This is a genomic window from Rhodococcus gordoniae, assembly GCF_001646655.1.
Classification (GTDB): Bacteria; Actinomycetota; Actinomycetes; order Mycobacteriales; family Mycobacteriaceae; genus Rhodococcus; species Rhodococcus gordoniae.
Map to the genome: position 1 here is coordinate 20,664 of NZ_LPZN01000017.1, position 23,864 is coordinate 44,527.

General features: G+C 65.8%; 16 protein-coding genes and 1 pseudogene. 11 read left to right on the plus strand and 6 right to left on the minus strand.

Annotated elements, in window-relative coordinates:
- Nucleotides 1-220 precede the first annotated feature (220 nt).
- From A8G18_RS22745 to A8G18_RS09450, 3 genes and pseudogenes are all read right to left on the minus strand, one after another.
- Nucleotides 221-550: a hypothetical protein gene (locus tag A8G18_RS22745; protein WP_147290711.1), complete on the minus strand. Its 330-nt coding sequence runs from the start codon at nt 548-550 to the stop codon at nt 221-223.
- A 242-nt stretch (nt 551-792) separates the two neighbouring features.
- Nucleotides 793-1,959: pseudogene (locus A8G18_RS09435) on the minus strand (IS3 family transposase).
- A 633-nt stretch (nt 1,960-2,592) separates the two neighbouring features.
- On the minus strand, nt 2,593-3,423 hold the full coding sequence (locus A8G18_RS09450) for a helix-turn-helix transcriptional regulator (protein ID WP_064063668.1): 831 nt from the start codon (nt 3,421-3,423) through the stop codon (nt 2,593-2,595).
- Nucleotides 3,424-3,834: 411 nt separating this feature from the next.
- Here A8G18_RS09450 and A8G18_RS09455 point away from each other — a divergent pair, with 411 nt between their 5' ends.
- From A8G18_RS09455 to A8G18_RS09485, 6 genes are all read left to right on the plus strand, one after another.
- Nucleotides 3,835-4,569, plus strand: a complete 735-nt coding sequence (locus tag A8G18_RS09455) for an Atu4866 domain-containing protein (RefSeq protein WP_064063669.1) — start codon at nt 3,835-3,837, stop codon at nt 4,567-4,569.
- 27 nt (nt 4,570-4,596) lie between these two features.
- On the plus strand, nt 4,597-6,000 hold the full coding sequence (locus A8G18_RS09460) for an amidohydrolase family protein (RefSeq protein ID WP_064063670.1): 1,404 nt from the start codon (nt 4,597-4,599) through the stop codon (nt 5,998-6,000).
- Nucleotides 6,001-6,023: 23 nt separating this feature from the next.
- On the plus strand, nt 6,024-6,275 hold the full coding sequence (locus A8G18_RS09465; RefSeq protein WP_172506156.1) for an Atu4866 domain-containing protein: 252 nt from the start codon (nt 6,024-6,026) through the stop codon (nt 6,273-6,275).
- Nucleotides 6,276-7,050: 775 nt separating this feature from the next.
- Nucleotides 7,051-7,440: a YidH family protein gene (locus A8G18_RS09475; protein WP_064063673.1), complete on the plus strand. Its 390-nt coding sequence runs from the start codon at nt 7,051-7,053 to the stop codon at nt 7,438-7,440.
- A complete protein-coding gene (locus A8G18_RS22750) occupies nt 7,437-7,748 on the plus strand; it encodes a DUF202 domain-containing protein (protein ID WP_064063674.1) in 312 nt (103 codons plus the stop codon). The genes A8G18_RS09475 and A8G18_RS22750 overlap by 4 nt, the downstream gene beginning before the upstream one ends.
- 192 nt (nt 7,749-7,940) lie before the next feature.
- The gene (locus tag A8G18_RS09485) at nt 7,941-8,753 is read left to right on the plus strand and encodes a mycofactocin-coupled SDR family oxidoreductase (protein WP_064063675.1); all 813 of its coding nucleotides are present in this window, start codon (nt 7,941-7,943) and stop codon (nt 8,751-8,753) included.
- Between the two features lie 107 nt (nt 8,754-8,860).
- Here A8G18_RS09485 and A8G18_RS09490 read toward each other — a convergent pair whose 3' ends face one another.
- On the minus strand, nt 8,861-11,998 hold the full coding sequence (locus A8G18_RS09490) for an NAD-glutamate dehydrogenase domain-containing protein (RefSeq protein ID WP_064063676.1): 3,138 nt from the start codon (nt 11,996-11,998) through the stop codon (nt 8,861-8,863).
- 176 nt (nt 11,999-12,174) lie between these two features.
- Here A8G18_RS09490 and gabT point away from each other — a divergent pair, with 176 nt between their 5' ends.
- The 3 genes from gabT to A8G18_RS09505 all read left to right on the plus strand — a co-directional run bounded on the left by gabT (nt 12,175) and on the right by A8G18_RS09505 (nt 16,224).
- Nucleotides 12,175-13,533: a 4-aminobutyrate--2-oxoglutarate transaminase gene (gene gabT / locus A8G18_RS09495; RefSeq protein ID WP_064063677.1), complete on the plus strand. Its 1,359-nt coding sequence runs from the start codon at nt 12,175-12,177 to the stop codon at nt 13,531-13,533.
- Nucleotides 13,534-13,645: 112 nt separating this feature from the next.
- A complete protein-coding gene (locus A8G18_RS09500; protein WP_064063678.1) occupies nt 13,646-15,112 on the plus strand; it encodes an aldehyde dehydrogenase family protein in 1,467 nt (488 codons plus the stop codon).
- Nucleotides 15,109-16,224, plus strand: a complete 1,116-nt coding sequence (locus A8G18_RS09505) for a CaiB/BaiF CoA transferase family protein (protein ID WP_064063679.1) — start codon at nt 15,109-15,111, stop codon at nt 16,222-16,224. The genes A8G18_RS09500 and A8G18_RS09505 overlap by 4 nt, the downstream gene beginning before the upstream one ends.
- A gap of 103 nt (nt 16,225-16,327) precedes the next feature.
- On the opposite strand, the gene A8G18_RS09510 is transcribed toward A8G18_RS09505, so the two are convergent.
- Together A8G18_RS09510 and A8G18_RS09515 are read right to left on the minus strand one after the other, a co-directional pair.
- A complete protein-coding gene (locus A8G18_RS09510; protein ID WP_064063680.1) occupies nt 16,328-17,878 on the minus strand; it encodes a PucR family transcriptional regulator in 1,551 nt (516 codons plus the stop codon).
- 27 nt (nt 17,879-17,905) lie between these two features.
- Nucleotides 17,906-19,465: a PucR family transcriptional regulator gene (locus tag A8G18_RS09515; RefSeq protein ID WP_084421655.1), complete on the minus strand. Its 1,560-nt coding sequence runs from the start codon at nt 19,463-19,465 to the stop codon at nt 17,906-17,908.
- A gap of 109 nt (nt 19,466-19,574) precedes the next feature.
- On the opposite strand from A8G18_RS09515, the gene A8G18_RS09520 reads away from it, so the two are divergent.
- Together A8G18_RS09520 and A8G18_RS09525 are read left to right on the plus strand one after the other, a co-directional pair.
- A complete protein-coding gene (locus A8G18_RS09520; RefSeq protein ID WP_064063681.1) occupies nt 19,575-21,638 on the plus strand; it encodes a hydantoinase/oxoprolinase family protein in 2,064 nt (687 codons plus the stop codon).
- Complete coding sequence (locus A8G18_RS09525; protein WP_064063682.1) at nt 21,635-23,596, plus strand: hydantoinase B/oxoprolinase family protein; 1,962 nt, start codon at nt 21,635-21,637, stop codon at nt 23,594-23,596. The genes A8G18_RS09520 and A8G18_RS09525 overlap by 4 nt, the downstream gene beginning before the upstream one ends.
- Nucleotides 23,597-23,864 lie beyond the last annotated feature (268 nt).

Genomic DNA, 23,864 nt, shown 5'->3' on the forward strand with positions numbered 1-23,864 from the left:
TGATGGTTGGAACAGCAGTACGACCAGCCACGCGGTCGAGAAGAAAGTATCTCACTGACAGCACCCCTTCGACCGATCCGGGACTGTCGGACAACACACGGCGAGGACCGCGTCTCGATGCGTGCCGTCGCCGACCCGGCCGGGGTTGCCGTGGGATTGGTGCGACACGCTACGAGACCGACGACGGGTTACGCGCCGCCGGACAACCGGTCGTCGACCACTACGCTCCGGTGATCGGCTCAGTGCCGAATGTGGGCACTCCGGCCCAGGTCGACGCCGCCCGAGACGAGGCGGTGCGGAACATGCGCGAGACGCATCCGACGGGTGGTGAACTACATCCGGCGCACAGTGCTCGATCCGCAGAGACGTCAGTTGGGCAGTGGCGACGGCGATCTGCTCGGCCCGGTAGCGCGCGGGCCGCCGAGGACGCGGTCGTCGACGAGGAGACGACGGAGAACGTCTCGCCCGAAGCGTCGCTGAACTCGCCGTCGATGTAGGTCAGCGCTTCGGGCAACCGCGCCGTGTCCTGGGCCGTGTTCATGACACTCATGTCACGCGCCCTTCCGGCCTGTGTCGTTCAGGACCGATCGACACCGGCCCCCGCCAGCGAAGCGGAACCGCATCTGGCATGCAACTATGCAACTTTTTCGGAGCCCTGCCCCCGCCCGAGACCAGACGCAGGGACCGAGTCACCCGCCTCGGAGCGAATCTCTGCGGAGCACCCCATCGACCAGATCCACAGCGGCCTTCAACCCCAGATGGGACTGCTGCACGATTCGGTGACAGTTTCGGTCACGCAGCGTGTGCGGCTGGTGTGGTCATGATTGTCTCGAACTCGACCGGCGTCAATCTGCCGAGCCGGAGCTGGCGTCGCCGGCGATGGTAGGTCCGCTCGATCCAGGTCACGATCGCGATGCGTAACTGCTCGCGTGTAACCCAACGCTGCCGGTCAAGGACATTTTTCTGGAGCAGCGCAAAGAACGATTCCATCGCGGCGTTGTCGCCGGCCGCCCCGACCCGGCCCATCGATCCGACCAAGTCGTGGCGGCTCAGGGCGCGGACGAATTTCCGGCTACGAAATTGCGATCCGCGGTCGGAGTGGACCACGCACCCGGCGGCCGAAGCTCGCCGGGCCACCGCAGATTCGAGGGCGGCCACGGCGAGCCGGGACTTCATCCGATCGCTGATCGAGTAGCCCACGATCCGATTCGAGTAGACGTCCTTGACCGCACACAGATAGAGCTTGCCCTCGTTGGTGCGGTGTTCGGTGATATCGGTGAGCCACAAGCAATTCGGCTCGTCCGCAGTGAAGACGCGGCCGACGAGATCGTCGTGCACCGGCGGCCCGGAACGGCCCTTCTTCGAGCCACGTTTCTTGCCGAAGGAGCTCCACCACTTGTTGGTCGAGCAGATCCGCCACGCTGTCCGATCCGACATCGACTCACCCGCATCGCGGGCCTCGTCGGAGAGAAACCTGTAACCGAACTCCGGGTCCTCGCGGTGGGCGTCGAACAGGGCGTTCGCCCGATACGCCTCCTCGAACTCGGCGTCGGTGACCGGACGAGCGAGCCACCGGTAGTAGGGCTGACGGGCGAGCTCAAGAACCCGGCACTTTCGCCGCGACGGGGATCCCGTCCGCGGCGAGCTGTTTCACGAGCGGGTAGAGCCTTTTCCCGGAAGATTTGCCTGCGACAGATACGCCGCAGCCCGGCGCAGCACCTCGTTCTCCTGCTCGAGCAGACGGATGCGTTTGCGGGCTTCGCGCAGTTCGGCGTTCTCACTGGCGGTGGAACCAGGTGTGATGCCGTCCTCGATGTCGGCCTTTCGCATCCAGTTGGTCAGGCAGGATTCGCTGATGCCGAAGTCCGCGGCGATCTGCCGCAGATGCTGGCCTGGTTCTCGGTTTCGGGCCACGCGCACGACGTCGTCGCGGAACTCTTTCGGATAGGGCTTGGGCACGGGGTCCATCCTTCCAGCAGTGCCTGACGGCACCACAATTCAGATGTCACCTACTCCTACATCAGTCCCGATCCGGATGCCGCTCCCGCAACACCCTGACCGCAGAAACCCGATCCGACGACGACGCCACCGCAGCCTCCACATCCACCCCCGGAACATCCTCCGGCGCCACCATTCTCGCCGGCACACCACCACGACGCTTCCGGGCCCACCCCCAACCAGCACCCACCACGACGAACACCCACAACCCGAACCGGAACCAGTGCCAGCCCGACGGCTCAATGAAGGCATCCGGCACAAAAATCAGCCCACCCAGAACAACCCACGCAACTAGGACTACAAACGGCCCCCACACATCCAGCCACGACAACACACCCCGCCAACTCATCCGGCCTCCCGTCGCCGCCGACCGGGCTCAAAACCCGAAGAGATCACGACCGATGCTCCCATGCCTGTTGCTGCGGCGTCACCTCTGCACCCGCCGTCGAGTACGACAACGAACGTCGCCGCACACCTGACCACTGCTGCGACAGATGACCCCACGCCTGTCGACACGCTGCCGCCCATTCGGAAAGGGTCCACAGTCCGAATACCGTGATGAGTGAACAGTTCCTCCCTGACTGCACGACAGATCTACGGGATGTCGGAACTGGTTGTCGCCGCGAGGGATCCCAGCAGTCGGAGCTTGTCGGCGCTGGGCGAGCCGACGGGAGCTTGGTAGACGATCAATTGGTGGCCGGGTGCGCTGCGGACGTCGAAAGCGTTGTACTCGAGGAGAAGATCCCCTACGGCAGGATGGCGAAATTCTTTGGCCTCGTGAGTTTTTCCTCGGACGTCGTGCCGACTCCACAGTTCGCGGAACTCGGCGCTTGCAGCGTGCGCCTGGAGAACGAGAGCGCGGACGTCATCTGCCGAACCTGTGTGACCGAGAGCAAGCCGAAGGTTCGCGACACAGGAAGTGGTTGCGCGGTCCCGGTCGGTGAAGAAATTGCGTCCGAAGGGGTCGAGGAAGACCATCCGCGCAATGTTGTCGATGCGTTCGAAACCGCTGTACAGAGCTCCAGCCAGGTCGTTGTAGGCGAGAACGTCCAATTGACGGTTGATGATGAACGCGGGGGTGTGCGACCAGGATGCGAGCAGTTGTCGGAGCGAATCGTCGACGGTGGTCCTTACCGGAGCGCGCGGTGTCGGTGCCAGGCCCGCGAGGCGGAACAGGTGTTCGCGCAGATCGGTGTCGAGGTCGAGTGCACCGGCGAGGGCGTTGAGGACCGCTGGGGAGGGGTTTCGCTCACGGCCCTGCTCGAGTCGGGTGTAGTAGTCGACGCTGACGCCGGCGAGCATGGCGACTTCTTCACGACGAAGGCCGGAAACCCGCCGCCCCGACTGCGCTGTGATGCCGACATCCGTGGGCTGCACGTGGCCGCGTCGCGCTTTGAGGAATGTTCCCAGTTCGGTGGAGCTCATGAGACGACGCTAGCCTCACCGCGTCGCGGCTGACAGGCCGTGTCGCACCCTGGTTGGGATTGCTTGGTCGTAAGGCCTCACCACTAGCGCCAACGCGGCGAAGGCAACGTCCCGTCCAAGCCACCCTGCGCCTGGCTTGTCGGCGTGTGGATGTTCTCTACGCTCGCCTCCGCGACAAACCGCACGTGGCAATCGAACGTGCCCGTTACGTCGCTTGCGGTTCGATAGGCCATGAGATTCCTTTCCCGAGATGCCTTGGAGCGGCAGGGCTCGAGCCTCGTGCTCGAGTTCAGTCCGAACCAGGCTCTGGTGCGCCCGGGCACACACCGGCCTGGTCCGGGGATCCCCCCGCCCCGATAGTGGATTTCGCCGGAATCACCCGGCGACCCCACTCCCCATTCTGGAGCACACATGATCACCCCCTTCACCCCCGAACTGCTCGAACTCATCACCACCAACCGCACCGGCGGGCATCGTCCGCTGCTGTTCGCCAACGCCCGGATCATCACCGACGACTCCCTGATCGGCGACTTCGACCGCGGCGATGTTCTTCTCGGGGGCTCTCGCGTGGTCGGCATCGGTCCGGGTCTGCTGACCGCAGCAGATGACGACGGCGCAATCGTCATCGACTGCGCCGGGTACGTCATCGTGCCGACGGTCGTCGACACCACTCGGCTGCGTGGCCTGAGTCCGACATCGTTCCGGTCACCGACCGCGATCGCACCCGGCAATCCGGCCGGTTTCGCGATCCTGTCCGCCGTATCCGGAGAATCGGAGTCCGCCGCGCTGCGTCGATTCCTCGCCGCCCCCGACATTTCGCTCGTGCTCGTCGTCGACGGTGAGATCGTCCTGTGGGACGGACACCCGGTCGACGCCGGCCGTGCAGCAGATATCGAGGTTGCCCACACCGCCTCCGCGGACCGTTATCTCGGCACGTGGATCGACGAGAACGATTTCGTGCATCAGCACCTGACCGCGGACGGTCGCTACGACGAAACCCGCGGCGGACGCCCGCACGCCTACCAGGGCTCGTACTGGATCACCGGCGACCGCATCGACTACCGCGACGATCTCGGATTCTGGGCCTTCGGCGAATTCGCCGAAGGCGTCTTGCATCACGCCGGTTACACCTTCCACCGCTCCTGACCTGCCACCAACCCCCGAAAGCACACCATGCCGAAGAATTCCCTCACCGAGTTCACCGCGGCCCGCGACAGTGGCCGCCCGATCCTGCTGACCGGCGGCGCCGTCGTCACCATGGATCCCACCATCCCGGACCTCGACACCGGCGACGTCCTGCTCGTCGGCTCCCGAATCACCGCAATCGGACCCGACCTGCGCTCCGATCCCGAGCACGGCGCCACCGCCGCAGCGGCCTTCGTCGTCGACACCCGCGGCGCGATCGTCGGCCCCGGCTTCGTCGACACCCACCGCCATGCCTGGGAGGCGCAACTGCGCCGCAGCATCCCCGACGTCGCCGACCTCGGCGAATACGTCATGTCGACCCTGGCCGGCGTCGCGCCGAACTACGCGCCGGAGGACATGTACATCGGGACCCGACTCGCCGCGCTGACGGCGCTCGACTCGGGTATCACCACCATGCTCGACTTCTCGCACAACTCACGCAGCTCCGCGCACTCCGATGCTGCGCTCAACGCGCTCATCGACACCGGAATCCGAGGAGTGCATGCCTCGATGGGCCCGCACTTCGGTGAGTGGGACCGCCAGTGGCCCGCTGACATGAACCGGTTGGTGAGCGATTTCCACGGCGCCGCAGATGGTCTCGTCACCGTGCGACTGGCCGCCCTGTCCACCGACGAGATCGGCGGACCCGTCATCGCCTACGGACCCGAACTCGCCGCTCTCGCTCGCGAGCTCGACGTGTGGACGAGCATCGACGCGGTTTTCGGAGTGCCCTCGTCCGAGGCGATCCTGCGCTGGGCGCGGATGGGGATCCTCGATCCGACCCTCACACTGATCCACTCGACCGGACTGACCTCCGAAGCATGGTCGGCGATGGCAGATGCCGGTGTCACGGTCTCGCTCGCCCCGACCTCCGACGCCCAGATCGGCCTCGACACGGCGGTGCCCGCTGTGGACGAGGCCCTCGCCGTCGGGATCCGGCCGGGTCTGAGCATCGACGTGGAGGTCGCGCTCGCGAGCGACATGTTCACCCAGATGCGCACGCTGCACGCGATCCAGCGCATGCGTGCCACGAACGCCACCTACGGAACGGAGGAGACCCGCAACCGGATCACCACTCGCGACGTCCTCGACTTCGCCACCCTGCAGGGCGCGCACGCCAACGCGCTCGATCACGTCACCGGCTCCCTGACACCAGGGAAGGACGCCGACCTGCTCATCGTCCGTGCCGACGACGTCAACAACATGCCTCTCAACGATGCCGTCGGCACCCTTGTGCTCGGCTCCGACGCACGCAACATCGACACCGTCCTCGTCGCCGGAAACCCACGCAAATGGGCGGGTTCGCTGGTAGGTGAGGACGTCGACGCCCTCCGCGAGGACGTGATCCGCTCTCGCGACCACATCACCCGACGGGTGGCGGCAGCACTGTGAAGACCGTGAAGGAAGCGAAGAACATGAAGCAGGAACAACACCCGTTCGTCGGACTGTGGGTGACCGCCGACGGGAACATCCGCCAACGTCTCCTCCCGGAGGGACGATACGTCGAGGCCCGCGGGAGCCGGGAGGCCGCCTACACCGGTGACTACCGGATCGACGGCACGATGATCTATTACCGCGACGATACCGGGTTCTCCGCCGACGGAGAGTTCCGCGGCGACGTCCTGTACCACGCGGGAATGGTCATGCACCGAGACCCGATCGGGTGAAGCCCTCGTCGAACTGACACCGGTAACCCGCAGAGGAGGCTTGCACTCGAATGTGCAGGGTGCAAGTCTCCTCGCCCCGACAACGGAACACCGCTCGTCTGATCGATACGGAAGCGTATCGACCAGCCTTGTACGAAAGGCCTTGTACGGAGGATGTTCTCTCAGGTCCTCCGAGTTCCGGACAGCAGTCGAGCAGGTCGAATCCCCGCAATGGTGTAGGTGTAGCGCTGTGCCACCGGCCGACCTCGAAGTCGCTCCGCGCCGAGGCAATGGAGAGACCGGCCGCAGCTCAGGCCGCGGAAACTCCCCACCAGAAACCGCCGTTGAACCGCCCAGCGGACAGCGGTCCCGAAGCCTGATGGTTCAGGATTCGACTCACATCGAGGGTCTGCTTGTGGGTCGGGAGCGGGCCGATGTACTTTTCGCCGAGAGTTTCGCACGGTTCGGCCACGACGTCGCGTCGGAACACGGCGTGATCGTCCTGATGCGCACACTCACAATGGAACTGGCTCCGCACTCGATCCGCGTCGTGGCGTCCCTGCCACCGGACCGAATTCCGCAGTCGCGGTTTCGCGCAGAACCAGGGAGATCCGCAAGGAACGGTCACAACTCGAACATGGGTCTACCAGGCATGCTCGTCGCACCGTCCCCCGCGCTTCCCCGCCGGGCCGACCGACGGGTTCGATGATCAAGGTAATGTAGTTTCGCCACAGCACTATCCGCATCGGATCACCGAATACCTGGGCAGGGTATCGAATTCTCGCAGGACAACGACATGCGCAACGCTTTGCCGCAACGACGACCTCGTGCGGTGTACTCGGTCGGCATCGAACCGGATGTCCGGTTCTCTCTTGCCAACGAACGCACCGCCCTGGCATGGGTTCGCACCGCTCTGGCCCTGATCGCCGGAGGAGTCACCTTGACGACAGTGGCCGGGCTGACACCATTCCCGCTGGTCATCTACGGCCTGTCGCTCGTCGCGTGCGTCGCAGGGGGCCTACTCGCACTGCTGGCACTGGTGTCGTGGCGTCGCAACGAACGCGCGCTGAGGATGAATCTCCCCCTGCCTGCCCCGCTGGCGCTTCCCTGGCTGGTCACGGCAATCGCCATCGTATCCGTGGGATTGACCGTGTTCGCCGTGACGGCACTCGCGCTCTCGTTATGACGGGCGATCCCGGACTCCAGCCTCAACGCACCGCATTGGCATGGCAACGCACCGGACTGGCGGTGGGAGTAACCTACACGATTCTCGTTCTTGCCATCATTCGACATCTCGCTGTTCCGCTTGCAATGGTCGTTCTACTTATCGGCACAGCGTTTCTCGGTCTTGCCGCTCGTCGCTTCCCGACGGGCCGAGACCGCACGGTCGAAACACTGCAGGTGTGGCCCGTGCTGGTTGCTACTACGACCTTTGCGGTGATCGCCGCGGTCATCGGTTCGACGCTCGCCGCCTGGTCGGCATTCGGGCGATAGCCCGACGCAGCCCTACCCTCACCAGCAAATCCACACCAGGTGAACGATCCTCGTCCCCGCCGCGAGCATCCGACCTGACCATCATGGCCGGTCGCACCGGGACCGATGCAGTCCGGTCATCGGAACCGAGCGACAAGTTCACAGGAAACCTGTCTACCCTGCGTGGACATCGGATGATACGGAAGGATTCGGATGGCACTGCTCGAGAACAAGGTCGCGTTCGTCACCGGTGCTGCACGCGGTCAGGGACGCAATCATGCCGTGCGCTTCGCGCAGCAGGGCGCCGATATCATCGCGTTCGACCTCTGCGCCTCGGTATCCGACGATGTCGGTTACCCCCCTTCCACCCCCGAGGACCTCGCGGAGACCGCGCGTCTGGTCCGTGCCGAAGGTCGCGACATCCTCACTGTCGTCGGTGACGTGCGAGAACTGGCCGCACTGCAGGCCGCCGTCGACGCGGGAGTCGAACGCTTCGGCCGTCTCGACGTCGTGGTAGCCAATGCCGGTATCTCGACATGGAATCGCTTCTGGGAGATGCCCGAAGAGCAGTGGATCACCATGATCGATATCAATCTCAACGGGGTGTGGCGCACCCTCTCGGCCTCGGTACCCGCCATGATCCAAGGTGGACGCGGCGGATCGATCATCGTCGTCAGTTCCGCCGCCGGCATCAAGGCCGGACCCGGCGCATCCCATTACACATCCGCCAAGCACGGTCTTGTGGGCCTGACGAAAACCGCGGCGATCGAACTGGGAGAGTTCGGCATTCGAGTCAACTCGGTTCACCCCGGCGCGGTGGACACCCCGATGGGGCAGGATGCGAACGTCGGCCGGTTGCTTGCGCGACACCCACGCTACGTCGACAGTTACAAGTGGCCCTTGGCAGGCTTGAACAAGTGCAGCGTGGACGATGTCACAGACGCCGTGCTGTATCTCGCGAGCGACCGGGCGCGAGCGATTACCGGCTCGCAGATGGTACTGGACCTGGGAATCACCACGATCTGACCCTCCACGCCGGACCGCAATGTCGGTCGAACGGATGCGCTCATCCCGTCACCGTCGAAGGCCCGCCCCGACGCGGGGCATCGGAGCGGGCCCGGTTCGTCGCTCGATCATCGCTCCGTAGCGCGTACGAGCAAGCGCAGTTCCGCGCCGAGTGTGCACGCCCGCGGCAGATCGATCGACCCGCTCCCGCACAGTTCCCCCGTCACTCGTTTCACCCGAGCAATCGAATCCGGAACTCGACGCTGCCACCGACCCATGGTTTCGTCGACGACGTCGGAGTTCTCCGGATCGCGGTCACCGCGCAGGATCGCGGTGACGAGTTCGTGCCGAAGCCCGGCGAGGTCATCACGCACCGAGGCCGCCGCCATACTGTCCCACCACGTACGGGTCGCCGACCCAGCGTCCGGATCGAAAGAAATACCGTCCAGTCCGAGAAGGGTTCCCGTCGCGGCATACATACCGGCGACCGTTCGGGTCCGGCAGCCCAGCGTGGACGCGGTATCCGCCAGGGCCAGACACTCTCCCATAAGCCGGAAATCCGGTGCCTCACCCAGTTCGGCGCCGACGAGCAGCTCCCCGACTCCGGCACGCAGCCGCACGATTTCGGAGGTCACCTCGGACAGCGACCGCATCCGCAGGAGCCACGAGGCCGTGTGCTCGATGAAATTCTGCACGGCTCCGAGACGTTCCCAACGGTCGCCGCTCGGGGCCACCCGTTCTTGCGCGTCGGCCCACAATCGGTCGGTATCGAACACTGCCCGAACCACAGCGTATGCCCGGGCAACCTCCGGTGTGCGCACACCGAGGCGCTCCTCGAACTGGTAGATCGTTCCGGGACCGATGCGGTCCACCAGTTCGGAGGCGATACGGGTCGCGATGATCTCACGGCGCAGGGGGTGATGTCGGATTTCGTCCTGCACCGCGTGACGCATGGACTCGGGGAAGTACGCCACGGCGACGTCGGCGAAGAAGGGATCATCCGGTACGTCCGAGTCGAGGAGATCCCGGCACACGATGTTCTTCGATCGTGCAAGCAGTACCGCGATCTCCGGTCTGGTCAACCCGCGACCGGAGTCGGCTCGCGCAGCCAGTTCCTGCACACTCGGCAACACCTCGGTGCTGCGCCGGAACCCACCCCCGCTCTCGAGGTGATCGATGAGGCGCTCGTGCCTACCGAGCAGCCGGGTTGCGCGGGAAACTGCGAGACCGAGTGCCACCGACTGGTCCCTGCTCATCCGCAGCACCGTTCGCGCCACCTCGTGGCGGGCGTCGTCGAGCAGTCGATCTCGGTCGTTCGTCGTCAGGGTTCCGGCACGCCTGGCACATTCGAGCGCGATCTTCAGGTTCACCTCGGCGTCGGAGGTCGTCACGCCCGCGGCATTGTCGATGAAGTCCGCGTTGATACGCCCGCCTGCTGCGGCGAACTCGATGCGTGCCCGCTGCGTGAAACCGAGATTGCCTCCCTCGCCGACGACTCGGCACCGTAGTCGGGAGGCATCGACCCGTACGTCGTCATTGGCCGGATCTGCTGCATCGGTGTGGCTTTCGGAGGATGCCTTGATATAGGTGCCTACTCCTCCGTTCCAGAGCAGATCCACCGGCGCCGTCAGAAGCGCCTTGATCAACTCGTTCGGGGTGATCGTCGCATCGGACAATCCGAGCAGGCGTCGGGCTGCTTCCGGAACGGTGATGGATTTCGCGGAACGCGACCACACTCCCCCTCCGGAAGAAAGCACCTTGCGGTCGAAATCGTCCCAACTCGAGCCCGGAAGCTCGAACAACCGACGCCGCTCCGCATAAGCGCGGACCACGTCCGGTTCGGGGTCGAGGAAGATGTGCCGGTGATCGAAGGCGCCGACGAGTCGCAGATGGGGGGAAAGCAACATGCCGTTGCCGAAGACGTCACCCGACATGTCCCCGATGCCGACCACGGTCACTTCCGTGGTGTCCACGTCGGTGCCGAGATCGACGAAATGCTCACGAACGGCAACCCACGCACCGCGGGCGGTTATCCCCATCTCCTTGTGGTCGTATCCGCTCGACCCCCCGGATGCGAAGGCATCACCGAGCCAGTAGTCGTACTCGGCAGCGATGGAGTTGGCCAGGTCCGAGAACCGGGCGGTGCCCTTGTCTGCGGCCACCACGAGGTAGGTGTCGTCCCCGCCGTGGACGGCGGTGCTTTCGGGGTGCACGACTCGGCCGTCGACGATGTTGTCGACGAGGTCGAGCATTCCCCGGACAAAGGTGGAATACGCTCGACCGGGAGAGATGTTCGACGTTTTCCGTACGAATGCGCCCTTGGCTCCACCCGGGACGACAAGTGCATTCTTGACCACCTGTGTCTTCATCAGACCGAGTACCTCGGTGCGATAGTCCTCCGGACGGTCCGAAAAGCGGATTCCGCCGCGGGCGACACCGTCGCTCCTTACATGGATGCCTTCCATCTCGTCCGAATGAACGAAGATCTCGCGGTACGGAACGACCGGTCCTGGGGCGGCGAAGCGAGCAGAGTCGAGCATGAACGCGCCGTACGGTTTCGGTTCACCGTCGGCGTCACGCTGGTACCAATTGGTACGCAGGGTCGCGGTGACGAACGATTCCAGGCTGCGCAGGATGCGGTCGTCGTCGAGGTTGTCCGCTGCACTGCGTCGTTCGGCGAGTAGTTGTTCGGCGGCGACGTCACGGTCGGTCGTGCCCGGCCGGAAACGTGTATCGAAGCAGGTGACGAGAGCTTCGACGAATTCCGCATGCCGGCAGAGTGTGTCGACGACGTACCGTTCCGACATCGCCAGGCCTGCCTGACGAGCGAAACGCGCAGCGGCCCGGACGAGGGCGATATCTCGTACGGTCACCTCGGCGACCACCGCAAGGCGGGAGTATCCGTCGACGACAGTGCGGTTCTGTACGTATGCATCGAAGACGGCTTCGACCCGGCGCGGTGAGTCCGCGGTCCACTCCTGTGGTGTGACGAACACGAATCGATGGGCCTGCTGGTTCGTCTCCTCCGTGGTCAGGGCGCAGTGATCGCCGATACGCAGGCCGAAGTGTTCGAACGTGTGCACGGCGTCGGCGAGCAACAGTTCCCGATCGGGCCATCGCACGACGGCGCACGCGGTGCCGGCGGGTAACGAGTCCTCTACGAACAGCAGGGCCGGCCCGTCGGCCGGAGACTGCACGAGCTGTCGAGCAACCGCCGCGACGTTCGCGGTTGTCGGTTCGTACGAGTGCGTGAGAGAGCTGGTCATCTCCGTGTCCTTTCGCTCACCCCATAGGGCCGGGATGTGCCGTCAGTCTGCGGTCGGCGGCCCGGCACGCATATGTACGCAGCGTCCATCCACAGGCCTGATTTTCGACTTGATGTCCATGTCGTTCCGGCGTTCTCACTCCTAAGGTTCGAGGAAACCGCTGAAGGGAGAAGACCATGACTGCAGCTGAACTCACGCTCGGCGGACCCGCGCTGGAGCAAGTCCGTCGCGTCGTGACCGAAATTCCGGGCCCTCGATCCCGCGAGCTGGCGCGCCGTCGCACCGATGCGCTACCCGCAGGTCTGACCAGTGGCGCCGAGATCTACGCAGCGGCAGGGGGCGGAGGGGTGCTCGTGGACGTGGACGGGAACTCCTTCATCGACCTCGGTTCCGGAATCGCCGTCACCACCGTCGGCAACTCCGCGCCCCGGGTCGTCGAACGCGCCACCGCACAACTGCAGCACTTCACCCATACTTGTTTTCTCGCCACCCCCTATGAGCCGTACATCGAAGTCGCCGAGGCTCTGAATCGATTGACCCCGGGCACGCACGCGAAGCGCACGGCCCTGTTCAACACCGGCAGCGAAGCCGTCGAGAACGCCGTGAAGTACGCCCGTGCAGCGACCGGCCGGTCGGCAGTGGTCACCTTCGATCATGCCTTCCACGGCCGGACGCTCATGACGATGACCATGACCGCGAAGAACCAGCCCTACAAGCACTCTTTCGGTCCGTTCGCCCCCGAGGTCTACCGCGCCCCGATGGCGTATCCCTATCGATGGCCGAGCGGAGCCGACCGCGCCGCGGACGAGGCATTCGAACAGTTCCGTCTGCTCATCGATGCCCAGGTCGGCGCGGACCAGGTGGCCTGTGTCGTCGTCGAACCCATCCAGGGCGAAGGCGGATTCATCGTCCCGGCCGACGGCTTCCTGCGACGCATCGCCGACTTCTGCCGGGACAGGGGCATCCTCGTCGTCGCCGACGAAGTACAGACCGGAATCGGCCGTACCGGAGCATGGTTCGCGTGTGAGCACGAGGGCCTTGTCCCGGATCTGATCGTCACGGCAAAGGGACTCGCCGGCGGATTCCCGTTGGCGGCCGTCACCGGCCGAGCAGAGATCATGGACCGCGCCCATCCGGGCGGCATCGGCGGGACCTACAGCGGTAACCCCGCCGCATGCGCCGCAGCGCTCGGCGTCCTCGAGACGATCGAAGCCGAACACCTGCTCGAACGCGCCCAGGAGATCGGCACGCTGATGCTGCGGGAGTTGCGCGAGATCGGCACCCGTAACCCCGTCGTGGGTGAGGTCCGTGGCCGCGGAGCCATGATCGCCGTCGAACTCGTCGAACCCGGCACGACCACCCCCAACCGGGAGGCCGTCGCGAAGATCGCCCGGTATTGCCAGAACCACGGAGTCCTCACCCTCACAGCCGGCACCTTCGGGAACGTACTGCGCTTCCTGCCTCCGTTGTCGATCTCGGATGAGCTGCTCGCCGAGGCGTTTTCGGTTCTCCGCGACGCATTCGCCACCCTCTGAGCACGACACCGCCACCACCGTCAGCGAGGTGCGCCTGCTCTCGACCGGCCGCGCATCGACCGGTCACCCCGCATTCCGTTGATCCGCACCCCACGCGTCGAAGGGACAGACGATGACGACACCCGTTCTGCTGCAGCACTACATCGACGGTGAATGGTTCGACGGTGACGCCGATGCCCTGGTGAGCATCAGTCCCGCAGAACCGGACGTGACCGTCGCGCACGGCCGCGCGGCCACCGTCGACGCCGTCGACCGGGCTGTCGCTGCCGCGCGTGCGGCAGCCCGGCGGTGGGCGAGAACCCCGGCGCACGAGCGCGGCACCGTCCTGGTACGGGCCGCCGCCATCATCGAATCGTCTGCCCCTCGATGGGGTGCGGAGCTTGCCCGCGAAGAGGGCAAGACGCGCGGCGAGGGCGTCGCCGAGGTGCTCCGCGCCGCGCAGATCATGCGCTTCTACGGTGGTGAGGGCGACCGGGAAGCCGGCGAGATGTTCGCTTCCCCGCGACGCGGGGAACGCATCATGGTCGCGCGCAAGCCGATCGGCGTGGTAGGTGTCATCACGCCCTTCAATTTCCCCATTGCCATACCGGCCTGGAAGATCGCCCCGGCCCTGACCTACGGCAACACCGTGGTGTGGAAGCCGGCAGGCACCGTGCCACTGCTGGCAATGCGACTCGCGCAAGCCCTCCACGACGCCGGGCTGCCGCCGGGGGTGCTCAACCTCGTCATGGGCGGACGAGCCATCGGCGCCGGTATCGCCGACCATCCGGGGATCGACGCCCTGACGTTCACCGGTTCGACGGCGGTCGGCCGCAGCCTCGCGGCGGCGGGAGCCGCGCGGGGCGTGCCGGTGCAGGCGGAGATGGGGGGCAAGAACGCGGCTGTCGTGCTCGGCGACGCGGACCTCGATCTCGCCGCCGAGCAGGTCCTGGCCGGAGCGTTCCGCTCATCGGGGCAGAAATGCACGGCGACCTCACGGCTGATCGTCACCGAGGATGTTGCCGACGAGTTCGTCCGTGAACTTGTTGCGCGGATCGGGAAGTGGACCGTAGGCAATCCCTTGGACGAGCAGGTCGACATGGGTCCGGTGATCGATGCCGCAGCGCGGACGTCGATCCGGGCAGGGGTCGACGAGGCGATCCGGCAGGGTGCGCGGGCGTTGTGCGGGCAGCGATCGTACGAGGACGGTGAACTCGCGACCGGGTTCTACGTACCGCCCACTGTGCTCGAACTGCCCGATACCGGACTCGACGTGTGGCGGGAAGAGTTGTTCGGGCCCGTCCTCGCCGTGTGCCGCGCAGCGGACGCCGAGGCAGCATTCGCACTCGCCGACGACAGCGACTACGGCTTGTCGGCGGCGGTGTTCACCCAAGACCTCACACGCGCGCTCGGGGCGCTCGAGGATCTGGACGTGGGCATCCTGCACATCAACTCGGAATCCGCGGGCGCCGACCCGCACGTTCCGTTCGGTGGAGCCAAGAAAAGTGGCTACGGCCCGAAGGAACAGGGCCGCGCCGCCAGGGAGTTCTTCACACACACGACGACCGTCTACCTGCGCGGTGGAAGGTCGATCACATGAGCGGGGGCGCACTCGACGGTATCGTCGTCGCCGATTTCACCCGGGTCCTCGCCGGTCCCTACGCCACCATGATGCTCGCGGACATGGGCGCCGAAGTCGTCAAGATCGAGCGTCCCGGGACCGGTGACGATACCCGGTCTTGGGGACCCCCTTACGACGATGCCGGCTCGACCACGTACTTCGACTCGGTGAACCGCAACAAGACTTCCGTGGTCCTCGACCTCGCGTCGGAGCAAGGCCGAGCCGAGGCTCTCCGCCTCGTGGCGCGTGCAGACATCGTGGTCGAGAATTTCCGCGCAGGTACCATGGAGCGGCTCGGTCTCGGCTACGACGACCTGCTCACCGTCAATCCGCAATTGATCTATTGCTCTGTCACCGGGTTCGGAAGTGGAGACGGAGCAGCCCTGCCGGGTTACGACCTGCTCGTGCAGGCCGTCGGTGGGCTCATGAGCATCACCGGACCCGAGGCCGGCACGCCGACGAGGGTGGGAGTCGCGGTCGTCGACGTGCTCACGGGCCTGCACGCCCTCGCCGGGATTCTGGCTGCACTGCATCACCGCGAGCGCACCGGCGAGGGGCAGCGCGTCGACACCAATCTTCTTTCTGCACTGCTCTCGTCGCTCGTCAACCAGGGTTCCGCGTATCTGGGAGCCGGAGTGGTGCCGGGAATTCTCGGCAATCGGCACCCGAGCATCGCCCCTTACGAGGTGTTCGCGACGAAGGACCGACCGCTGGCGCTGGCGGTGGGCAACGACAAGCAGTTCGTGCGACTTTCCGAGACCCTCGGTGTGCCGGAACTCGCCACCGATCCGCGTTTTCACAGCAACCCGCAACGCGTGGCGCACCGTGAGGAGTTGTGCGTGGAGATCACCTCGGTCCTCACCACGGCCGGAGCAGATTACTGGTACGACGAACTGTCCCGCGTGGGTGTTCCGGCCGGACCCATCAACGATGTCGCCGAAGCCTTCGAGTTCGCCCGGCGACTCGGTCTCGGGGCTGTGGTAGCGGTGCCGGGTAGCGCCACTCCTCAGATCGCAAACCCGTTGAGTTTCTCCAGGACCCCGGTCCGGTACCGCTCGGCTCCGCCACCCCTGGGCGGAGTCGCGGACTGACCGCGAAGGACTGGAGATCGCCGCCCCGCTGCCGTCCGGCAGCGGGGCGGTCCCCGTCGAACGATCCTGCAGCACGACAGTGCGCAAGGTGGCCGGGGTTCGCTCAGCTCGACGCGCCATCCAGCATCTCTCTGGCTTTGACGGCCAGCCACCACTCCGTGCGGGTGTGAACGGAGTCGAGGTCACGACGGGTGAGTTCGGTGATGCGCGTAAGGCGGTTGCGCAGCGTGTGCCGGTGGATACCGAGTGCCGCTGCGGCGCTCTCGGCCTGGCCGTTGTGCTCGAGGTACACGGCGAGGGTCTCGATCAGGCGCCCACCCGATCCGTGCTCGGCGTCGTAGGCATCGAGCGCCTCCAGGCCGGTATAGGCGATGGCGCGCAATGCATCCGGATCCTGCATGCCGAGCAACACCGAGAACGTACCCAGTTCGGCGAATACCACCGGACCCCGACTGTCGCCCCGCACTGCCCGAACAGCCGAAAAAGACTGCTGAACACTACTGCTCACATCCGCGACATCACATGCCCCGCCCAACCCACACCGGACCGGCCGGCCGAGCTGCGCACACACCCGCTCCTGCACCCGAGTGGCGATCTCACGTGCCCGATCTGCCGGGAGAACGACCATCACATCCGCATCGGCAGGGGCAGACAGATAGGGAATCCCCTCGGCCGCCAGGGCAGCACCGATCTGCCGTTCCGCGGCCAACAGTGGCCCGATGTCGGTGAACACGGCGACCGCGACGGTATCGGTCGGTTCGAATCCGAAGTACCGGAGCAACCCGGCGTCCATGCGGTCGGGGGCGTCGACGAGCGTCCGGGTGACCACCGCACGTAGCCGCTGTTCTGCGCTCTGCACCTTCGCGGGCTTACCGAGCTCGATGGAGATCAGGGACACCGCGTGGGCGAGGAGCAATCGGTCGGCCGGACGGAGCGGTTCCGCGGTGCCGACTGCCAGGTATCCGTGGAGATCCTGGGCGGTCGCGATGCTCTGGACGGTGTAGTGCCCGTCTGCATCGGCCGACACCTTGCTCATCTGCCGGCGCCGTGGCGATCGCGTCGCCGACTCCGACACTCCGCGGGCTTGCCGGACCACCCGGGTCGTGTCGGACCCGTACTCGGCGAGCACGCGATCGTCGACGTCGACGACGGCAGCCGCTCCCGCGAGAGCCTGACCGAGCGCGGTCACGACCGCCGGGACCCCGCCGCGCAGTGTGGCCCGGACCAACCGCTCCTGTTGATCGACGACCCGCTGCACCGCCCGGACCTGATCGGCAGTCAACTCGTCGATGACCGCTCGGGTGATGGCAATGAACGGCGTCGATGCGGGCACGGCCAGGACCGGGAACCCGAGTGCATCACCTGCGGCACGCAGACTGTCGGGCACGCGGTCGAATCGGGTGCCCGTGTCGAACGCCAAGGCCACGCAACCGGCCCCTGCCAGGCCCTGGAGGTACGCGAACTGTTCGTCGGCGCCGGCGCCGATCTCCAGTCCCGTGGTCATCACGAGCTCGCCTCCCGAAAGCCACGGAGTGGGGTCCGGAAGTTCGATCGGATGCGCCCATTCGATGATGCGATCGGCTCCCTCGCGACCTGCCACGAGAGTGAGCCCGAGTTCCGGCACTGTCGCAAGCCGACGCACGGTGATGGCCATAACCCAATCCTTCCTCAGAGCGGACCGCTATGCGGTGCGACGCTCGGCGAGAACCTCGAGAGCCAGATGCACGTCGGCGACGTCCCGGGGGGAACGCAACGAACAACCCAACAGCTCTTCGACTCGTTTCACGCGGTGCCGCACGGTGTTCGGGTGCAGATTCAGCTCCCGAGCAGTGCGCCCCACGTCCAGTTCGCGTGCCAGGTGAAGCACGAGAAAGTCCATCAGGTCCTCGTGTCCGTCGAGCAACGGTGCCAGAACGGCGGTAGCTCGTGTGAGCGCCGCTTCCGGATCGCGAGCCGCCAGCAGCCAGTCGGCGAGACCGACGTCCTCGAAGCGTTGGGCGGCACGTCCGCGGCGCTCGGCGGCCCGCCACGCCCAGCGTGCCTCACGCAACTTCTCGGGACCACGCGTGGGGTCGGTGAACGGTTCGCTCGATCCACATCTCAATCCCTGTGGAAGGTTGGCGGACCACGATTCGAAGGCCTCCGCTCCAGCAGGGACCACACCGACGAGACCCCCCTCGCTCCGGGCGAGCAGCAGCGTGAGCCCCAGATCGCGAGCCAGACCGGACACGTCCGCCTCGACGGCCTCGAGCAGGGAGTTCGCCCGGAACACCCATCGACGGTTGTCGTACTCCGGAGCAGCGGACAGAACCAGTAGGCGCACGTCGGGATCCGGGCCGAACCGCAGCATCTCCAACTGTTCCAGGACGGTATCGGCGTGGGCCGGGTCGCCCGAGACGAGCGCACGCACCAGTGCGGTGTGGCGCGCGCGGTTCTCCACGGTAGCTCGCTGACGGGTGCGCTCGATGGTGTTGAGCAGCCTCAGCGACACTTCGACGGCAGGGTCGGTGAGGGGGTCGCTGAGTTCGTTCGTCTTGGAGGCGAGAGCCAACCAGTAGTACTGGTCGCCGGGTGAGATGGAGTGAGCACTCACCGCCCATCGGCCCACCCGGAACAGCAACCGCCCCTCCCGGCCGCGAAGTTGATTGCGGATCAGGTGCACCGGCGCGCCGCCGGCCGAGGCGACGACATCCCCGACCTCGTTGTAGAGGATCACGCTGCTGCGGAGCAGACCGGCGAGTCGGGCGACGAGGTCGGCCTCGGGAGCCTCGGCGGTCATCGCCTCGAGCAGGTGGTTCTGCATCTGCAGCGTGCGTCGTAGCAGCATCGAGTCCTGCGCTTGCACCGCCGCTCCGACGCGCCCGACCACCTCCATGAACGGCAGTTCCGACGGAATCGCCACGACGGCGAATCGATGGCGCTCGGCCTCGTCGAGCAGGGACCGCGGAATGTCCTCGGTGATCACTCCTACCCCGTACCCCAGTGCGGTGATGCCCGCCCCGACGAGTTCGCGGATCAGTTCGCGGTAGGCCGGCTGTGGGTGCTCGAGGACCGGAAAGCGTGAACCGGTGGTGAGCATCATCGAACCCGGTTGCAGCCATCGGGTCGGGTTCTCGATCTCGATCGGGTGTGCCCCGGTGATTCCGACATTTGGGTCGGCATCGGTGACCAGCCGGAGCCCGAGATCGGGTTCGAGCAGGAGGTCGACGAGCCGGAAACGGTCGGGAAGCATGTCCGTCATCTTCTCCCCGTACTGTGAAAATCTCCAATGAATCGGGGAGCTCGATTCACTTCTTCCAATTGATGGGTTGTCGACCAGGTCGAATACTGGGTCCACCCCAACCAGGAGTATGACGATGATCACATCTCGCAATCCTTACCTGCGCGTCGCCGTGGACGTCGGCGGCACTTTCACGGACGTGTGCATCTTCGACGAGAAAGCATCGACCACACGGATCGCGAAGGTCCCTTCCACCCCGGACGATCCCATGCGTGCCGTCGTCGACGGTGTGCGTGCCGCGGGCGTCGACCTGAGCGAGGTGACCCTGTTCTCGCACGGCACCACCGTTGCCACCAACGCGCTCATCACCCGCAACTTCCCGCCGGCCGCCCTCGTCACCACCCGCGGATTCCGCGACGTACTCGAAATCCGCGACGGCACCAAGGACGAGCTGTGGGACACGTACGTCGATGTCGGCCCCCCTTACATCCGCCGCCGTGACCGTTACGAAGTCACCGAACGCATCGACTACGCCGGCGAGGTCGTCACCCCACTCGACGAAGCAGAAGTCCGCGAGATCGCCCGCATCCTGCGCCGCAAGGACATCAAGACCGTGGCGGTGTGCCTGATCAACAGCTACGTCAACAGTGATCACGAACAGCGCGTACGAGCCCTGCTCGAAGCCGAACTGCCCGACGTCACCGTCTCGACCTCCAGCGAGATCCTCCCCGAGATCTTCGAATACGACCGCGCCTCGACCACCGTCGCCAACGCCGTGCTCGCCCCGCTGGTCAGCGGATACGTCAACCGCTTGGAAGCGCAGCTGCGCACCGACGGATACGAGGGTGATCTGCTGCTGCTCCACTCGGGCGGCGGTTCCATGACCCCTGCGATGGTGGAGAAGTATCCGGTTCGGCTCGCAGCCTCGGGCATCGCCGCCGGCGCGATCGCCGTGGCCGACATCGCGACGCGCTGCGGGTACCCCAACGCGATCGGCCTGGACATGGGTGGCACCAGTACCGACATCTCCCTCGTCTACGACGGCGAGGTCCGCACCACCAAGCAGTGGCAGGTCGAGTACGGCTTCCCCATCTCCTTCCCCAGCATCGAGGTGCTCACGATCGGTGCCGGTGGTGGATCGTTGGCCTGGCTCGACGAAGCGGGTTCGTTGCGCAACGGCCCGCAGTCCGCCGGCGCCTCCCCCGGCCCGGCCTGCTATCTGCGCGGCGGCACCGAACCGACCAACACCGACGCCAACGTGCTGCTCGGCCGACTGGGCACCGCCCTCATCGGCGGTGGACTCAGCCTCGACGTGGCGGCAGCGGAGAACGCGATCAAACAGACCGTGGCAGGACCGCTCGGTCTCGACGCGGACACCGCGGCGAGCAACATCATCCAGGTCGCCAATGCGAACATGGCAGATGCCGTGCGGCTGTTGTCGATTCGTCGAGGATACGATCCCCGCGACTTCGTTCTCGTCGTCTGCGGCGGCGCAGGCGCCCTGCACGGCGCGGCCCTCGCGAAGGAACTGTCCATTCCGACCGTCGTGGTGCCGCCGCACCCGGGCATCACCTCGGCGCAAGGGTGCCTGCTCGTCGACATCCGGCACGATCTGTCGGCGATGTTCCAGGGCCGCGTGGACGACATCGACACGACAGCGCTCGAACGCGAGTTCCTGCGCCTCGAACAGGAAGGCACGCAACGGCTGCGCCACGAGGGCGTCGCACCCGAACGCATGGTTCTCGACCGTCACATCAGCATGCGCTACGCCGGTCAGTGGCGATCGCTGACCGTCGCCGCCGGCAACGGTCCCGGCTTCCTCGACGAGGCCGTCGAACGATTCCACGAGGAACACGAACGGGACTACTCGTTCCGGCGCGACGACACCCCGGTGGAGATCTACCAGATCGGCCTACGCGCAGTGGGTACCACACCGAAGCCGAAGTTCCCGCATGCCGGCGAGCCCACCACGGCCGAACCGGTAGCGGTGGAACGGCGCAGCGTCTATTTCGACGAAGCACAGCGCCGGCTCGACACGCCTGTCTTCGACCGTGACACGCTCGGGTTCGGTACGCGCATTCCGGGCCCCGCCGTGATCACCCAGCTCGACTCCACCACCGTTGTCCCACCCGGGACCACCGCCACCATCGACGAGTGGGCGAACATCCGCATCGACATCCAGGAGTCCCGATGACCACCCCGTCCACCACCCTCGATCCGGTCACCTTCGAGGTCCTCAAGAACGCGTTCGCCACCTCGGTCGATCTGATGTCCGAGCAGATCCTGCGCACCTGCTACTCGTTCGTCATCTATTCGCGGGACTTCTCCTCCGCGCTCTGCGACGCCGAGGGCAACACCGTCATGCAGGGCAGCCAGGACATCGCCGTTCACGTCGGCACGCTCCACTTCCAGTGCAAGGCCGTACTGGACGAATTCGGCTCCGACATCAACCCCGGCGACATCTTCATGGTCAACGACCCCTATCGCGGCGGCACCCACCTCAACGACGTCAGCTTCATCCGGCCCATCTTCGCGGACGATGTCCTCATCGCCTTCGCTCAGAACAAAGGGCACTGGGCCGATATCGGCGGCAGTGTGCCGGGATCCTTCGACGTCACTGCCACCGAACACTTCGGTGAAGGTCTGCGGATCACCCCGGTGCGGGTGTGGCACGAGGGCCGGTTCCTCGCCGACGTCGCGAAGCTCCTCGTCGCGAACACGCGGTCGCCGGAGATCAGCATGGGCGATCTGCACGCCCAGGCCGAGGCGACGGGGATATGCGAACGCGAGATCCTTCGCCTTGTGGACAAATACGGTCGCGGCACCGTCACCGAGGCCATGCATGAGGTCCAGAACTACGTCGAACGCATCGTCCGCAGCCGGGTCGCCGATCTCCCCGACGGCACCTGGACCACCGAGGACTACCTCGACTCCGATCCCGCGCGTCCCGAGGGCCTCGTCCCGATCCGGGTCACCATGACCATCGAGGGAGATCAACTCAGCTACGACCTGACGGGTAGCGCACCTGCCGTCGCGAGCTTCCTCAACAGCGGTTACGGCACCGCATTCTCCGGAATCATGGCGGGCACCAAGTCGTTCTTCCCCGATGTCCCGTTGAATTCGGGACTGTACAACGCGATTCACACCGAACTCGGGCCCGAGGGCACCGTCGTCAACGCAGGCTGGCCGCATGCGGTGACCGGGTTCTGTTCCGGCCCCTACGAGAAGATCATGAACGCGATCTTCGAACTGTGGTCGAAAGTCGTGCCCTCCCGGGGCATCGCCTGTTCGTTCAACCTCGAGTACCTCCTCGTCGGTGGGCGCGACGCCCGAACCGAGGAGCGCCCCTTCTTCATGTGGTACGACTGGATGGCCGGCGGCTGGGGTGGCCGAAACTCGAAGGACGGATCGAGCGCCACCGCACCGGTGTTCGGCATCGGTCTTGCCGTCCAGCCGTGCGAAGGACAAGAACGCCTCACCCCCGTGCTCACCACCGAGCACGCCATCATCACCGACTCCGGCGGACCGGGCGAGTACCGCGGCGGATGCGGCCTGTCCAAGGGCGGTGTCCTCACCGACAGCGACAACAGCGTGATGTCCTACTGCTGCGACCGCTCCCGCTCGGTCACCTGGGGAATCGAAGGGGGCCTACCGTCCATTCCCCATGGGGTCTGGCTCAACCGGGGCACACCCGAGGAACGCTTCCTCGGATCCGTGTTCTCGAACGTTCCTGTGCAGTCCGGTGATTCGTTCGACAGGCCGTCGGCCGGCGGAGGCGGATACGGGGATCCCCTGCGACGGGATCCGGAGTCCGTGCTCGAAGACGTGATCGACGGATACGTCTCCCTCGAGCGCGCCGCCCTCGACTACGGCGTCGTCGTCGTGCCGGTGGACCCCGAGATCGACCGTTACGAACTCGACCGGGACGCCACCGAACGAACCCGCACGGCGATCCGCCGGTCGCGCGAGGGTTGGCTGGACGAAGAACCCGAGTCCGTCGCCGCACGCTACCGCAGCGGTGAGTTGTCCATGCTCGACCTCGTACGGCGTTACGGCGTGATCGTCGACTGGGGAACCGGTGAGCTGCTGCCCACCACCACCACACAGTTCCGCGACCTGCTCCGAACTCGTTCTGTCGCGCACTGGTCCTGACGAGGACGGGGCGGACCGGTGATCCGGCCCGCCCCGTCCCGAGTCCGGACAGGCGCAGATCCGGCGATGTCTCCGGACGAGGCGTGGCGCATCGGGCGAGCAATCGCCCCTGCGGCCAGGCGACATCGATCGGTTGTACAGCATGGACATGTCGCAGATCACATCGTGTTCGTAGTGTTCTCCCAATCGAACGTGAGCGCTGCCGGCACACCGGAACCGGTAACCCGATTGCGCCGTACACCAGGTTTCGAAGGGAGTGCCGTGCACA

What these genes read in the sequence shown, in the direction of transcription:
- A8G18_RS22745 (WP_147290711.1), bottom strand. Translation starts at nt 550, where the DNA reads ATGAGTGTCATGAACACGGCCCAGGACACGGCGCGGTTGCCCGAAGCG.
- A8G18_RS09450 (WP_064063668.1), bottom strand. Translation starts at nt 3,423, where the DNA reads ATGAGCTCCACCGAACTGGGAACATTCCTCAAAGCGCGACGCGGCCAC.
- A8G18_RS09455 (WP_064063669.1), top strand. Translation starts at nt 3,835, where the DNA reads ATGATCACCCCCTTCACCCCCGAACTGCTCGAACTCATCACCACCAAC.
- A8G18_RS09460 (WP_064063670.1), top strand. Translation starts at nt 4,597, where the DNA reads ATGCCGAAGAATTCCCTCACCGAGTTCACCGCGGCCCGCGACAGTGGC.
- A8G18_RS09465 (WP_172506156.1), top strand. Translation starts at nt 6,024, where the DNA reads ATGAAGCAGGAACAACACCCGTTCGTCGGACTGTGGGTGACCGCCGAC.
- A8G18_RS09475 (WP_064063673.1), top strand. Translation starts at nt 7,051, where the DNA reads ATGCGCAACGCTTTGCCGCAACGACGACCTCGTGCGGTGTACTCGGTC.
- A8G18_RS22750 (WP_064063674.1), top strand. Translation starts at nt 7,437, where the DNA reads ATGACGGGCGATCCCGGACTCCAGCCTCAACGCACCGCATTGGCATGG.
- A8G18_RS09485 (WP_064063675.1), top strand. Translation starts at nt 7,941, where the DNA reads ATGGCACTGCTCGAGAACAAGGTCGCGTTCGTCACCGGTGCTGCACGC.
- A8G18_RS09490 (WP_064063676.1), bottom strand. Translation starts at nt 11,998, where the DNA reads ATGACCAGCTCTCTCACGCACTCGTACGAACCGACAACCGCGAACGTC.
- gabT (WP_064063677.1), top strand. Translation starts at nt 12,175, where the DNA reads ATGACTGCAGCTGAACTCACGCTCGGCGGACCCGCGCTGGAGCAAGTC.
- A8G18_RS09500 (WP_064063678.1), top strand. Translation starts at nt 13,646, where the DNA reads ATGACGACACCCGTTCTGCTGCAGCACTACATCGACGGTGAATGGTTC.
- A8G18_RS09505 (WP_064063679.1), top strand. Translation starts at nt 15,109, where the DNA reads ATGAGCGGGGGCGCACTCGACGGTATCGTCGTCGCCGATTTCACCCGG.
- A8G18_RS09510 (WP_064063680.1), bottom strand. Translation starts at nt 17,878, where the DNA reads ATGGCCATCACCGTGCGTCGGCTTGCGACAGTGCCGGAACTCGGGCTC.
- A8G18_RS09515 (WP_084421655.1), bottom strand. Translation starts at nt 19,465, where the DNA reads ATGACGGACATGCTTCCCGACCGTTTCCGGCTCGTCGACCTCCTGCTC.
- A8G18_RS09520 (WP_064063681.1), top strand. Translation starts at nt 19,575, where the DNA reads ATGACGATGATCACATCTCGCAATCCTTACCTGCGCGTCGCCGTGGAC.
- A8G18_RS09525 (WP_064063682.1), top strand. Translation starts at nt 21,635, where the DNA reads ATGACCACCCCGTCCACCACCCTCGATCCGGTCACCTTCGAGGTCCTC.